Here is a 12616-nt window from a genome sequence, read left to right on the forward strand (position 1 = left end):
TTAACCATACAACGCCAAACGCGTTTTATGACAGCGTAACAGACAGAAGTTAAGAAACTAAAGTAGACATTTACTTGATATCAGAATTCCAAATTTATTAATTTGCTCAGATGAGCGAATTAAACCAAATTTGCTTGGTGACAATAGCGTTTTGGACCCACCTGACCCCATGCCGAACTCAGTAGTGAAACGAAACAGCGCCGATGATAGTGTGGCATTTGCCATGTGAAAGTAGGACATCGCCAGGATCCAAATTCAGTCGCAAGACTTTAAATTAAAAATAATAAGAAAATTGAAAAGAATTTTCTTGGTGACAATAGCGTTTTGGACCCACCTGACCCCATGCCGAACTCAGTAGTGAAACGAAACAGCGCCGATGATAGTGTGGCATTTGCCATGTGAAAGTAGGACATCGCCAGGATCCAAATTAGAGAAAGCCCGATTCGAAAGAGTCGGGCTTTTTTGCGTTTTAGCTACCAGACATTAGCCAGGTAGGTTGGGTAGAGCGGAGCGAAACCCAACACGAGTTAGCGAGTTGCTAGTTAGCAAGGGTAAAGTTGAACTGTGTGGTTGTTTAGTACAGAGTCACCCTCAGCAACCCCCCGTAGGAGGCACTTCAGTGCCGAATTAATAAAGCAAAACATTCATGGCTAAAGCCATTCTTACAAGTACACTTTACCTAAAGCCTAAAGCCTAAAGCCTAAAGCCTAGAACCTAGAGCCTAGAGCCTAGAGCCTAAAGCCTCCGGCAGAGGGAGACGCAGCACCAAACAACCCCACCGTGCGGCTGAACGCTGACGGCTGAAAGCTGATAGCTCTGTGTTGGGTTTCGCTGCGCTCTACCCAACCTACGCCAGATCCTCAAACTTTACTCTTTCTAACTCGTATCTTTCCTCTCTCTAACTTGCAACTTTACTCTCACAAACTTGCTTCACTTACCTTGTTATGCGATAAAGCGTTTTATATTTGTAATACAATTAAGGTTTGCTGTGTCTCGTAAGAAAACGACCAAGTCAAAAGGCTCTTCAGGTTTAAATCGTAAAAATAGTGAAGCATTTATTGCTAAGTTCTCATCGCATCCAGATACGCATCTATGCCCGTCGGGTTTAATGTATAAAGTGATTGATGATGTTGCAGGAGAGAGCGTATCAGAGTTCGATACAGTGGTTATTAATCAACGTATTATGCTTGCAGATGGCAGTGTCATTGCCGACAGTTATAAAGCGGGTATGCCTGAGGTGTTCGCATTATCCGAAGCTATAGAAGGGTTAAGAGAAGGGTTGCTATTAATGAATATCGGCTCTCGTTATGAATTTGTGATCCCCCCAGAGCTTGCTTGGGGTAAAAAAGGTAACGGTGGCAAGATTGGCGCAAATGCAGTGCTGCATTTTGATGTTCGTTTAATGCGTTTTGCTTAACTCTCTGAGCATAACAGCCTTAGCATAAGTCGACAGAGTATATAAAACGCGTTAACGTTCACTATTGGTATACTGAGGAACATTATGGACGCATTTACTTCACGAGTTTACTTTCTTCGCCATGGCGAAATCGCTACGCCTGGAATTCTTTCTGGGCAAATCGATGTCGATTTATCAGAGCTTGGTCTTAAGCAAATGCGCCAAGCTTCTGCTGAGCTCATAAATTTAAATGCCATATATAGCTCTCCGCTAAAGCGTTGCTCAGTCCACGCTGATTATTTAGCAAAACAACACTTATGGCATGTACAGTATAATAATGCCCTGAAAGAGTTTAATTTTGGTGATTGGGATGGCCAAGATTACCAACAGCTTTGGCAGCAAACGAGTAAACCTCATATCGGTGATTTTTGGCAGCACCCTTGGCAAGTAAACGTACCTAATGGTGAATCTATGGCAGACTTTTACGCTCGGGTAGAGGCATGGTGGCACACGTTTTTGCAATCATTGTGTGAATCTAAGCATGAACAGTCATTGGTAATTAGCCATGCTGGGGTGATTAAACAAATTCTCGCTATTGTTTGTCAGATGCCAAAACAATCAGCCACACATTTAAATGTTTTTCATATTCCTTATGCAGGGCTAATTTCAGTTGATGTATATATAGATGAACAAGGACAAACTTGGCCTAAAATTGTTTTTTAGCCATCTAGAGCGATATTCATTGAATTATTTACTTAGCCCGCCATAATACTCATATGCTATGGAATGGGGTGAAATTCTCCAGCTGTACCCGCAACTGTAATCCATCTAAATAATGGTCAGCCAGATACTTAGCACTAACAATTAATCATCGAGCGGGTCAACTCACGTCATTTTCTGGTACTTACCAGTGCTTTCTTGTGCGTTGCGATTACTCGCCAAGAGAGAATAAGCTTGCAACAAAATAGCCTTAGCGCTGCGCCATTAATATCAGTGTCTGATTTAAGTTGGGGTACTGCGAATAAAACGATACTTAAATCAATTAACCTTGAGTTTAACGCTGGGCAGTTTATCGGTCTACTCGGCCCTAATGGAGCTGGTAAATCAAGCCTGTTGCGCTGTCTTTATCGTTACTTGAAACCTCAGCAAGGGGCTGTGCTACTAAGCGGTCAAGATATCTGGCAAATCAGTGCTGACGAATATGCAAAGCAGGTTGCTGTGGTTTTACAAGAGTCTCCATCGCAGTTTAATTTGTCTCTTTTCGACGTGGTGAGTTTAGGCTTAACACCTCATAAGCGACTTTTCAGCGGTACGTCTACCAATGATAAGCAGCGTGTTTTTCAAGCGATTGAGCAGGTTGGTTTATCTCATCACAGTGAACAAGCATTTGATTCGCTCTCTGGTGGCGAAAAGCAAAGAGCGCTCATTGCGCGCTCAATCGTACAACAACCTAAGTTGCTCATCATGGATGAGCCTACCAGCCACCTTGATGTTAAATACCAAATTCAAATAATGGAGTTAGCAAAGTCCCTTGATGTGACTGTGCTTGCCTCGTTTCATGACTTAAATCTTGCTGCGAGTTTATGTGATGAACTCATCGTGATTGATGAGGGGCGTTTGGTTTGTCAGGGGCAACCAAAAGCGGTACTTACTGAGCAGTTGTTGAGTGATGTATTTGGCGTCTGTGCAGCGGTATCTGCTCATCCGCAATCAAGTACTGATAAGTTTATTCCGCACATCACTTATTTTTATGGCTATCAGACACAGGAGCATCAAAATGACTGATGCAATGCGTTTAAGTATCTGTGTTGTCGTAGGGCTTATTAGTTGTTTTTTAGCACTGAGCTTTGGTGCTGCAAACACACCATTGAGTGAGGTACTTAATGGCCTATTTAGCCAAGGCAGTGATGAATTCGTGCAGCGGATTATTTGGCAGTTGCGCATGCCAAGAACGCTGCTGGCATTTTTAGCGGGATCTGGACTGGCTCTTGCGGGATTAATTTTGCAGACCGTAACCCGAAACCCGCTTGCTGACCCTTACTTGTTTGGTATTTCTTCTGGGGCTTCATTTGGTGTGGTGTGCTTTATAGCCCTAACCGGTGTGAGTTTTGGCTTTAGTATGTCAGTTGCTGCATTTGCCGGAAGCTTACTTTCTATGCTGTTGCTTATTGCTATAGCAGGGCGTTGTCATGTTGGCCAAGTTGAAGCCATGTTACTCGCTGGTGTTGCTTTATCTTTTTTATTTAGTGCTCTGACTAGTCTGCTGCTTTATTTTAGCGATCCACAAGCTATCACTGCTATTTTATTTTGGACGATGGGCAGTTTTTCTCGTGCCCAGTGGGACATTCTTTGGCTGCCATTTGCCGTTATTATTGCCTGTATGACGCTGATGATTGCATTTCGTCGTCAGCTAAATGCAATGCTGCTCGGTGATGAAAGTGCTGCGACTTTGGGTATTCATGTGCAACGCTTTCGGATCATGATGCTGCTGCTAAGTTCATTAATAACAGCGGTGCTTGTTGCTATGTGTGGGGGCGTTGGTTTTGTCGGCCTGATGATCCCACATATTGTGCGCTACTTTTCGCCGCAAGGCAGCAGCCATAACTTAGTTATGACATCCTTGGTAGGTGGCATTTTTATGGTGTGGGTCGATGTGTTATGCCGAACCCTATTGAATAACCAAGAACTACCTGTTGGTGTGATCACAGCCGCTATCGGTAGTGTGTTCTTTTTATTCTTACTTTATTTTCGTAAACAGAGCAGGTAGCTAATGTTTAATATCATGCCTCTTAATCAGCAATTTTCGGCTGTAATTCAACAAAAAATAGACCTTAAAACAAAGCCGCTAGGCGCTTTAGGTCAGCTTGAAAGTTGTGCCAAACAATTAACGCTTATTTTTTCAAAGCAGCTTGATAGTGAGCAGGCGCTAGTTGCCTTTAAACCGGTTATTTCAAACCCTTCTCTAGTTGTATTTGCGGGCGATCATGGTGTGGCAAGCCAAGGTGTGTCAATTGCTCCTAGCAGCGTTACATCGCAAATGGTGGCAAACTTTGCAGCAGGAGGCGCCGCAATTAATGTATTTTGTCGTCAGCTGGGCTGGCAGCTGGAAGTTGTTGATGCAGGAACACTCGCTACTTCACACGATAAAAGTGTGCATAACCAGCGTTTAGGTGACATCACTGCACCACTGCATACTGAAATGGCTATGTCTCTTAATCAGGTCGAAAAAGGGTTTGCATTAGCCAAGCAGCGAGTTCATTCACTCTATGGGCAAGGCTGCAATACCATCGCCTTTGGTGAGATGGGCATTGGCAATACCACAAGTGCTGCGGCATTAATGGCTGCCATTTTGTCTTTACCTGCCAGCCAATGTGTTGGTAAAGGCACAGGTGTGAGCGACGAGGTTATCGCTAAAAAAATTAAAGTTGTTGAGCAAGCCCTTCAATTACATCAAGCTCATTTTGACGACCCATTAATGACGCTTGCGGCATTAGGTGGTTTTGAAATTGTTCAGATCACCGGTGCTATTTTAGCTGCTGCGGAGCTTGGCATGGCCGTGATCGTGGATGGCTTTATTTGTACTGCAGCAGCGCTTGTTGCAACTCACATTAATGCAAACGCTCGCGATTACATGATATTTGCTCATGCCTCTGATGAACAAGGGCATAAAGCAATGCTCAATGCCTTGCATGCAGCACCATTATTGCAGCTTGATTTACGGTTAGGAGAGGGCACCGGGGCTGCGCTTGCCTTACCTTTATTGCAAGCATCTGTGGCGTTTTACAATGACATGGCAAGTTTTGCCGATGCCAATGTTGAGCAAGTTGTCTGATATGAGCACTGAACAACACACTTCTGGTTCTATTCCAAGTCAGCTTCAGCTATTTTTGCTAGCGCTTAGTTTTTTAACGCGTATCCCCGTTAAATTAAACTTTGCAGTATCGAGTCAGGCACTCAATCAGGCCAGCCGCTATTTTGCATTGGTCGGTGTGATATTAGGTGCACTTTTAGCGCTGAGTTTTTTACTGCTAAGTTGGTTATTCCCTGCAGCCATTGCAGTCGCGTTAGTTATGGCGTTTAGCTTGATAATCACAGGGGCATTCCATGAAGATGGCCTAGCTGATGTCTGGGATGGCTTTGGTGGTGGTTGGCACGTTGCAGATAAGCTGAGCATTATGAAAGACAGTCGCTTAGGTACCTATGGTGCTGCAGCGCTTGTGATGGCCTTATTAATTAAGTACCAAACACTTGTAGCACTTAGTGAAGTAACCAGTACTGTGATTATTGCACTTGTTTTAGGGCAAAGCTTAAGTCGGGTTGTCGCAACAAGTTTAATTGCAGACATGGACTATGTAAGTCAGGACGCCACATCTAAAGTAAAACCAATTGCGATGCATTTAAGCACGCAAAGTTATCAAATACTGTTAGCAACAGGCGGTGCGGTGTTAGCAATTGCATGGTTGTTTTTTGGCTTCACTTTAGGGCAATTATTAATACTCATCAGTGTGCTTTGTGTTACTCGCTTACTATTGAAGCGCTGGTTTGAAAAACAGCTATCAGGCTACACCGGCGATTGCTTAGGAGCAGCCCAGCAAGTATCTGAGCTTGTTACTTACCTTTGCTTGGTGAGTTTATTATGAGCCAACAACATACTTTAATTTTAGGCGGTGCTCGCAGCGGTAAAAGCCGTTTTGCTGAGCAGCTGGCAACAGATTCAAACAAGCCGCTTATCTACATTGCCACAGCAAATGCGGGTGATGAAGAAATGACAGCCCGAATTAACAGGCATCAAGCAGAGCGCGCTAAGCATTGGCAACTTGTTGAAGAGCCTTTGTATTTGGCTAAAGCACTACAACAACATAGCCGAGCTGAAAACTGTATTTTAGTGGACTGTTTAACCTTATGGTTGAGTAATTGCTTATGCCAGCATGGTGAAGCATTTTGGCTTGAGCAAAAAGCGGCCTTACTCGATGTGCTATCGCTATTGCCGGGTGAGGTGATTTTTGTCAGCAATGAAGTCGGTCATGGCATTGTGCCGCTCGGTGAATTAAGCCGTCAGTTTGTTGATCATTCAGGTTGGTTGCATCAAGCCTTAGCACAGCAAGTTGCACGTGTTGAGTTTGTAATTGCAGGTCTTGCACAAACTTTAAAAAGAGAACAATGATGAAAACATTAATGGTGCAAGGCACGACCTCAGATGCAGGTAAAAGTACCCTTGTAGCAGCACTTTGCCGGATCTTTGCAGAGCGAGGCATAAAGGTTGCGCCCTTTAAGCCACAAAATATGGCGCTAAATAGCGCCGTAACCGCAGATGGTGGCGAGATAGGTCGCGCACAAGCTTTGCAAGCTGTGGCCGCAAAAGTCCCCGCAGAAGTCGATTTTAACCCTATCTTATTAAAACCTAACAGTGATACTGGGGCGCAGGTAATCGTTCATGGTAAAGCGCTGTCGAATATGGAAGCGGGCAGTTATCACGACTACAAAAAAGTGGCGATGGATGCAGTTCTTACTTCGCAGCAGCGCTTAAGTGAGCGTTTTGAATTACTGGTTGTGGAAGGTGCTGGGAGCCCCGCAGAAATTAACCTGCGAGAAAACGACATTGCTAATATGGGTTACGCTGAGGCGGTTGATTGCCCAGTGATCATCATTGCCGATATCGATAAAGGCGGCGTTTTTGCCCATTTAGTCGGAACATTAGCCTTGTTGTCTGAGTCAGAGCAGGCTCGCGTTAAAGGCTTTGTAATTAATCGTTTTCGGGGGGATATTGCGTTATTGCAAGGTGGCCTTGATTGGTTAGAGCAATACACCAATAAACCAGTGCTTGGGGTGCTACCTTATTTACATGACTTAGCACTCGATGCTGAAGATGCCGTTGCTATAACTAATCAGATCGATAAACCACAATTACGCATAGCAGTGCTGCTACTTCCTCATATTAGTAATCACACAGACTTTGATGCACTGCGATTACAACCCGAAATCGATTTACAGTATGTACGTCATACCCAGGCTATTCCAAGTGTTGATCTGATTATTATTCCGGGCAGTAAAAATGTACTGAGCGATTTAGCGTTTTTAAAAAATGAAGGTTGGCATAAACAAATAACACGTCATTTACGCTATGGCGGTAAAGTGCTAGGAGTATGTGGTGGGCTGCAGATGTTAGGCAACTACCTTGCAGATCCATATGCTGTGGAGTCTAATTTAGGCAGTGCTGAAGGACTCGGACTTGCTGACTTTGAAACGCAATTAGGGCAACAAAAAGTACTAAGCCAAGTCTCTGGCATTCTTCATTTAAACAATCGCGATAAAGCAATTTCAGGTTATGAAATTCACGCCGGGATTAGTCAAGGGCCGGCACTTGATAAGCCATTTTTGAGTTTTAATGAACACCCAAGTGGATTCAAAGTAGATGGTTTTATTAGTGATGATAACCAAGTAGCAGGTACTTACTTACATGGCTTGTTCGATACCCCTGAAGGCGTATCTGAGCTAATAACTTGGCTTGCACCAAATAGCCAAATTAAGCCGATTGATATTAACTTAAACCGTGAACAGCAGTTAAACCGTTTAGCTAGTGTAGTAGCAGAGAATCTCGATATTGAACAAATCATCAATATTTATGAGAACTTCAATTTAGAGACATAAGGAACAACAATGAGCGAACAGAATCAAGATAAGCACCAACAACGCCAGCAAAAAGTAAAAGAAAAAGTCGACGAACGGATTGCTGCTGCACAAAAAGAGCAGGGTATTTTTCAGGTTATAACTGGCAACGGTAAAGGGAAATCGACTTCTGGGTTTGGTACTGTTGCACGTGCGGTAGGTCACGGAATGAAAGCAGCTGTATGTCAGTTTATTAAAGGCACATGGGAGTGTGGTGAACGCAACCTACTCGAAAAAGCGGGGGTTGAATTTGTTATTATGAACACCGGTTTTACTTGGGAAACACAAAACAAAGAGTCAGATACCGCTGCTGCGCAAGTGACATGGCAAGAAGCAAAAAGAATGCTGAAGGATGAGTCAATTAACCTCGTTATGCTAGATGAAATAACCTATATGATCACCTACGGCTATATTGATTTAGACGAAGTGCTAGAAGCCGTTAGCTCTCGTCCTGCTATGCAATCGGTGATAATTACAGGTCGTGGTGCGCACCGTAAACTAACCGACTTAGCTGATACAGTCAGTGAAGTCAGAAACGTAAAACACGCTTTTGATGCAGGAATAAAAGCGCAAAAAGGGTTCGATTTTTAACATGAGAACCATCAAGTTTGCACTCTTAGGTGTTTTATTTTATTTGCCTGCATTGGCTCAGGCTCATGAAATTAAAGAGCCGCAGCGTATCGTAGCCTTAGCACCGCACATTGTTGAAAACCTATTTGCGATTGGAGCAGGAGAGCGCATTGTCGGTACCGTTGACTATGCAGACTTTCCTCAGCAAGCGAATGATATCGAACGAGTAGGCGGCTATTACGGAATTAACATGGAAAAGCTGTTGTCGTTAAAACCAGACTTAGTTCTGGCTTGGAAAACGGGCAACAAAGCTGAAGATCTCGCTTACATTGAAAAATTAGGTATTCCGGTAGCGTACAGCAACCCAAATCAGGTTGATAATGTGGCTGATGAACTCCGTAAACTAGGCACGCTTACGCATTTGCAAACCAAGGCAAATAAAGTAGCTAAACAGTTTGAAACTAAACTCAATGCTATTCGCAGAGCGCAAGAAGGCAAACCGAAAGTGTCGGTGTTTTATCAATTATGGCCTGAGCCAATGATGACAGTTGGCGGAAATACTTGGATCAATCAGCTATTAACTATTTGCCATGCGGATAATGTGTTTGCTACTAGCGATACCGACTACCCGCGCATTAGTATTGAAAATGTTTTGGTTGCCAATCCAGAGGTAGTGATTATTCCAGATGAAAAATCGAAAAAGCCTCAGCCTAAAATTGATTGGCGACAATGGCCTGAATTGCCAGCGGTGCAACATAACCAGTTTATTAGTGTAAACGCAGACTTATTGCACCGTTTTACAACCCGTATGCTTGATGGTTTGACCGACATGTGTGGTAAAATAGACGTTTCTCGTCAGCAAATACAGGCTTCAAAATGATCGATTGGCAAACATTTCTAGATACCGAGCTTGCTAAACCCTACATGCAAGAAACCATGCAATATGTGGCAGATAGACGTGCAGCAGGCGTTAGCGTTTATCCCAAAGATGAACAGGTATTCTCTGCTTTTGATGCCACCCCTCTGAGTGAAGTCAAAGTGGTTATTTTAGGGCAAGATCCTTATCACGGAGAAGGCCAAGCCCATGGCTTGTGTTTTTCGGTATTGCCTGAAGTTAAAAAGCTGCCGCCGTCTTTGAAAAATATGTACAAAGAACTGGCAACAGATATCGAAGGTTTTGAGATACCTCATCATGGCTATTTGCAAAGCTGGGCTGAGCAAGGCGTGTTTTTACTCAACACCGTACTAACGGTTGAGCAAGGTCAGGCTCATTCTCATAAACACCTTGGTTGGGAGCAATTTACCGATGCAGTGATTGCGCTTATCAATCAGCACTGCGACGGTGTGGTGTTTGTGCTCTGGGGCGCACATGCTCAGAAAAAGGGTAAGCGCATTGATACCTCGCGTCATCATGTGATCCAAGGTCCGCATCCATCACCTCTTTCTGCTCATCGTGGCTTTTTTGGTTGTCAGCACTTTTCAAAGGTAAATCATATCCTTACCGAACAAAATAAAGCACCAATCAATTGGTCATTGCCACAAATTCTATAGAAAAAATGCAAAAGGCCCTTACGGGCCTTTAATTAAAAATCTAATTCATCAAGCTCAATGCTTTCAGTGAAATAGTCTAACTCCTGTAGTTCTTTGCGAAGTCTGTGCTTATCTTTCAAAGCTTCGATTTCGCGCCATTTTCTTTTTTTGTTTTTTTGAGAGGTCTTTCTTGTTGTACTAGGACCTTCTAATATTTCTAAAATATCGTCTAGGCTATCCATGAACTTCTCCTATTGATTTTTTAACCTCGGAAATACCTATACCACAGGCTGCTCAAAAATAGAATAAAAAAGTGACAATACTGTTACAGAACTGTGATTGATAGATGAATAGATCAATGAGCGGAGATTTTTTAGAAACAAAAACGCCACCTAGCGGTGGCGTTTTAAAAAATGATGTCGTGCGAATTACATCGCTTTGAAGCGAGCTTCTAATTCAATTTGAGCTTCAGCAAAAGAGCGGATACCTTCAGCTAATTTCTCTGTTGCCATAGCATCTTGGTTGTGTAACCAACGGAACTGGCTTTCAGTTAATGGTGTTGGTTTTTCTTCAACAGTAAAGTCGCTCTCTAGTAGGTATTCTTGTGCATCAGTTAATTGGCCAAGCTCTTCTAAAAGTGCTGGGCTAATCGTTAGCTTATCACAACCTGTAAGCGCGATGATTTCGCCTGTGTTACGGAAGCTTGCACCCATAACAACCGTTTTGTAATCATGGCGTTTGTAGAATTCGTAAATGCTACGTACTGACTGCACACCAGGATCGTTTAGCGGATCTGTTGGTTTTTCCATGCCGTTAGCAACGTGCCAGTCTAGGATACGGCCAACAAAAGGTGAAATTAAAAATACATTCGCATCGGCACATGCGCGAGCTTGTGCTTCAGAGAATAACAGCGTTAAGTTACACTTAGTGCCTTCTTTTTCAAGCTGTTCTGCAGCTTTGATGCCTTCCCAAGTTGATGCAACTTTGATTAGGATTTTATCTTTGCTAACGCCTTCTTTTTCGTAAAGGCTCAGTAACGTATGTGCTTTGTCGATAGTCGCTTGGGTATCAAATGATAAACGTGCGTCAACTTCTGTTGAGATATAACCCGGAACGATTTCGCTAATTTCTTTACCAATTAATACAGCAAAGTAATCACATGCTAATTCTAGTTGTTTAGCTGCATCTTGCTCGGTTTCTTTGGCATATTGCCACGCTTTATCTAAATAAGGCTTATACGCTTCAATTTCACTGGCTTTTAAAAGTAGAGATGGGTTTGTTGTTGCATCTTCTGGTTGGTGCTTTTTGATAGCTTCGATATCACCTGTATCTGCAACAATAGATGAATGTTGTTTAAGCCTTTGTAGTGCTGAAGTCATTTGCTTTCCTCATTCCAAGCAAGTTAATAGAAAATCCATTATAGCGGCCTTAATGCTGCAACACTATGACAGTGTTTAATAGGTCAAATGTCCTCAATTTGGAAAACTAAGGCATTATGTATGAAAGTGCAGCGGATTAAGGCAGGACGAAACAAAACGTGCATTTTGATTCAATTAATGTTGAAATTGACATCAAACAAATTACAAGTCAATAGCTAAGTATGATCACTGTTATTTCACCAGCAAAAAATTTAGATTACGAAACACCAGCCACGACCGATAAATTCACTCAACCTGAATTACTCGAGCACAGCGAAGAGTTAATGTCAGTTTGCCGTGATTTAACACCAGCTCAAATTGGTAGCCTAATGAAAATCAGCGATAAACTAGCTGGTTTAAACGCGGCACGATTCGCTGAGTGGTCACAGCCATTTACGCAAGATAATGCAAAACAAGCGGTGCTAGCATTTAATGGTGACGTATACGGTGGTTTAGATGCGCAAACTCTTAGCGATGCTGACCTTGATTACGCACAGTCAAACTTACGTATTTTGTCTGGCCTTTATGGTGTGCTTAAGCCATTAGATTTAATGCAAGCTTATCGCCTTGAGATGGGCACTAAATTAGAAAACCCACGCGGTAAAAACTTATATCAGTTTTGGGGCAGTGTCATCGCCGAAAAGCTTAATACAGTGCTTGCTGAGCAAGATAGCAAGTATTTAGTAAACCTTGCTTCGAACGAATATTTTAAAGCGGTTGATAAAAAAGCATTAAACGCACAAATCATCACCCCACATTTTAAAGACTGTAAAAACGGCCAATATAAAGTGATCAGCTTTTATGCTAAAAAAGCTCGCGGCATGATGGCGCGTTACATCATTGAAAATAAAATTACCCAATTAAGTGATTTAAAAGATTTCACCGTTGCGGGTTATTATTTTAGCAGCGATGCAACAGTAAAAGAATTAGAGCCTGTTTTCTTACGAGAAGAACAAAACTAATTCTGAGTTTAAAAGAATTTGTTAAAGCCGTGCTAAGCACGGCTTTTTTGTGCTTGTATGAAACTGGCGCTTAT

The 12616-nt window shown here is 42.7% G+C and carries 14 protein-coding genes, 2 rRNA genes and 1 riboswitch; of the genes, 14 read left to right on the forward strand and 2 right to left on the reverse strand.

The window, feature by feature from the left end:
• The first annotated feature begins 133 nt into the window (after window positions 1-133).
• The 13 genes from rrf (C2M25_RS13855) (at window position 134) to ung (ending at window position 10183) form a co-directional block, all read left to right on the forward strand.
• Window positions 134-248 (forward strand): 5S ribosomal RNA (gene rrf / locus C2M25_RS13855).
• Window positions 249-306: 58 nt separating this feature from the next.
• A 5S ribosomal RNA gene (gene rrf / locus C2M25_RS13860) occupies window positions 307-421 on the forward strand.
• 567 nt (window positions 422-988) lie between these two features.
• A complete protein-coding gene (locus C2M25_RS13865) occupies window positions 989-1417 on the forward strand; it encodes an FKBP-type peptidyl-prolyl cis-trans isomerase (protein ID WP_105181368.1) in 429 nt (142 codons plus the stop codon).
• Window positions 1418-1501: 84 nt separating this feature from the next.
• On the forward strand, window positions 1502-2119 hold the full coding sequence (locus C2M25_RS13870; RefSeq protein ID WP_105181369.1) for a histidine phosphatase family protein: 618 nt from the start codon (window positions 1502-1504) through the stop codon (window positions 2117-2119).
• 60 nt (window positions 2120-2179) lie between these two features.
• Window positions 2180-2247: riboswitch (cobalamin riboswitch) on the forward strand.
• Between the two features lie 103 nt (window positions 2248-2350).
• Window positions 2351-3181 carry an ABC transporter ATP-binding protein gene (locus C2M25_RS13875; RefSeq protein WP_105181370.1) on the forward strand — a complete coding sequence of 277 codons (831 nt, stop codon included), beginning with the start codon at window positions 2351-2353 and terminating at the stop codon, window positions 3179-3181.
• Window positions 3174-4163, forward strand: coding sequence for a FecCD family ABC transporter permease (locus C2M25_RS13880; RefSeq protein WP_105181371.1), 990 nt, complete (start codon window positions 3174-3176; stop codon window positions 4161-4163). Before C2M25_RS13875 ends, C2M25_RS13880 begins: the two co-directional genes overlap by 8 nt.
• A gap of 3 nt (window positions 4164-4166) precedes the next feature.
• A complete protein-coding gene (gene cobT / locus C2M25_RS13885) occupies window positions 4167-5228 on the forward strand; it encodes a nicotinate-nucleotide--dimethylbenzimidazole phosphoribosyltransferase (protein ID WP_105181372.1) in 1062 nt (353 codons plus the stop codon).
• A gap of 1 nt (window position 5229) precedes the next feature.
• Entirely contained in the window at window positions 5230-6036 is an 807-nt protein-coding gene (locus C2M25_RS13890; protein ID WP_105175322.1) for an adenosylcobinamide-GDP ribazoletransferase, read from the forward strand.
• Window positions 6033-6560 carry a bifunctional adenosylcobinamide kinase/adenosylcobinamide-phosphate guanylyltransferase gene (gene cobU, locus C2M25_RS13895; RefSeq protein ID WP_063707175.1) on the forward strand — a complete coding sequence of 176 codons (528 nt, stop codon included), beginning with the start codon at window positions 6033-6035 and terminating at the stop codon, window positions 6558-6560. The genes C2M25_RS13890 and cobU overlap by 4 nt, the downstream gene beginning before the upstream one ends.
• On the forward strand, window positions 6560-8044 hold the full coding sequence (locus C2M25_RS13900) for a cobyric acid synthase (RefSeq protein ID WP_105181373.1): 1485 nt from the start codon (window positions 6560-6562) through the stop codon (window positions 8042-8044). Before cobU ends, C2M25_RS13900 begins: the two co-directional genes overlap by 1 nt.
• Window positions 8045-8053: 9 nt before the next feature.
• Window positions 8054-8653 (forward strand): cob(I)yrinic acid a,c-diamide adenosyltransferase, encoded by a 600-nt coding sequence (gene cobO, locus C2M25_RS13905; RefSeq protein ID WP_054562333.1) that lies wholly within the window; start codon window positions 8054-8056, stop codon window positions 8651-8653.
• 1 nt (window position 8654) lies between these two features.
• Window positions 8655-9512 (forward strand): cobalamin-binding protein, encoded by an 858-nt coding sequence (locus C2M25_RS13910; protein ID WP_105181374.1) that lies wholly within the window; start codon window positions 8655-8657, stop codon window positions 9510-9512.
• The gene (gene ung / locus C2M25_RS13915) at window positions 9509-10183 is read left to right on the forward strand and encodes a uracil-DNA glycosylase (RefSeq protein ID WP_105181375.1); all 675 of its coding nucleotides are present in this window, start codon (window positions 9509-9511) and stop codon (window positions 10181-10183) included. Before C2M25_RS13910 ends, ung begins: the two co-directional genes overlap by 4 nt.
• Before the next feature lie 32 nt (window positions 10184-10215).
• On the opposite strand, the gene C2M25_RS13920 is transcribed toward ung, so the two are convergent.
• Window positions 10216-10404, reverse strand: a complete 189-nt coding sequence (locus tag C2M25_RS13920; RefSeq protein WP_063706234.1) for a DUF3545 family protein — start codon at window positions 10402-10404, stop codon at window positions 10216-10218.
• A gap of 186 nt (window positions 10405-10590) precedes the next feature.
• A complete protein-coding gene (gene tal / locus C2M25_RS13925; RefSeq protein WP_105181376.1) occupies window positions 10591-11541 on the reverse strand; it encodes a transaldolase in 951 nt (316 codons plus the stop codon).
• A gap of 221 nt (window positions 11542-11762) precedes the next feature.
• Between tal and yaaA the strand changes: the two genes are divergently transcribed.
• Window positions 11763-12542: a peroxide stress protein YaaA gene (yaaA, locus tag C2M25_RS13930; protein WP_105175317.1), complete on the forward strand. Its 780-nt coding sequence runs from the start codon at window positions 11763-11765 to the stop codon at window positions 12540-12542.
• Window positions 12543-12616 lie beyond the last annotated feature (74 nt).

The sequence above is a fragment of the Pseudoalteromonas sp. T1lg21 genome, assembly GCF_002964625.1.
GTDB lineage: Bacteria > Pseudomonadota > Gammaproteobacteria > Enterobacterales > Alteromonadaceae > Pseudoalteromonas > Pseudoalteromonas gelatinilytica.

Bases quoted from the DNA above. Each gene is read 5' to 3' on its own strand.
- C2M25_RS13870 (WP_105181369.1), top strand. From the start codon at position 1,502: ATGGACGCATTTACTTCACGAGTTTACTTTCTTCGCCATGGCGAAATC.
- C2M25_RS13880 (WP_105181371.1), top strand. From the start codon at position 3,174: ATGACTGATGCAATGCGTTTAAGTATCTGTGTTGTCGTAGGGCTTATT.
- cobT (WP_105181372.1), top strand. From the start codon at position 4,167: ATGTTTAATATCATGCCTCTTAATCAGCAATTTTCGGCTGTAATTCAA.
- C2M25_RS13890 (WP_105175322.1), top strand. From the start codon at position 5,230: ATGAGCACTGAACAACACACTTCTGGTTCTATTCCAAGTCAGCTTCAG.
- cobU (WP_063707175.1), top strand. From the start codon at position 6,033: ATGAGCCAACAACATACTTTAATTTTAGGCGGTGCTCGCAGCGGTAAA.
- C2M25_RS13900 (WP_105181373.1), top strand. From the start codon at position 6,560: ATGAAAACATTAATGGTGCAAGGCACGACCTCAGATGCAGGTAAAAGT.
- cobO (WP_054562333.1), top strand. From the start codon at position 8,054: ATGAGCGAACAGAATCAAGATAAGCACCAACAACGCCAGCAAAAAGTA.
- C2M25_RS13910 (WP_105181374.1), top strand. From the start codon at position 8,655: ATGAGAACCATCAAGTTTGCACTCTTAGGTGTTTTATTTTATTTGCCT.
- ung (WP_105181375.1), top strand. From the start codon at position 9,509: ATGATCGATTGGCAAACATTTCTAGATACCGAGCTTGCTAAACCCTAC.
- C2M25_RS13920 (WP_063706234.1), bottom strand. From the start codon at position 10,404: ATGGATAGCCTAGACGATATTTTAGAAATATTAGAAGGTCCTAGTACA.
- tal (WP_105181376.1), bottom strand. From the start codon at position 11,541: ATGACTTCAGCACTACAAAGGCTTAAACAACATTCATCTATTGTTGCA.
- yaaA (WP_105175317.1), top strand. From the start codon at position 11,763: ATGATCACTGTTATTTCACCAGCAAAAAATTTAGATTACGAAACACCA.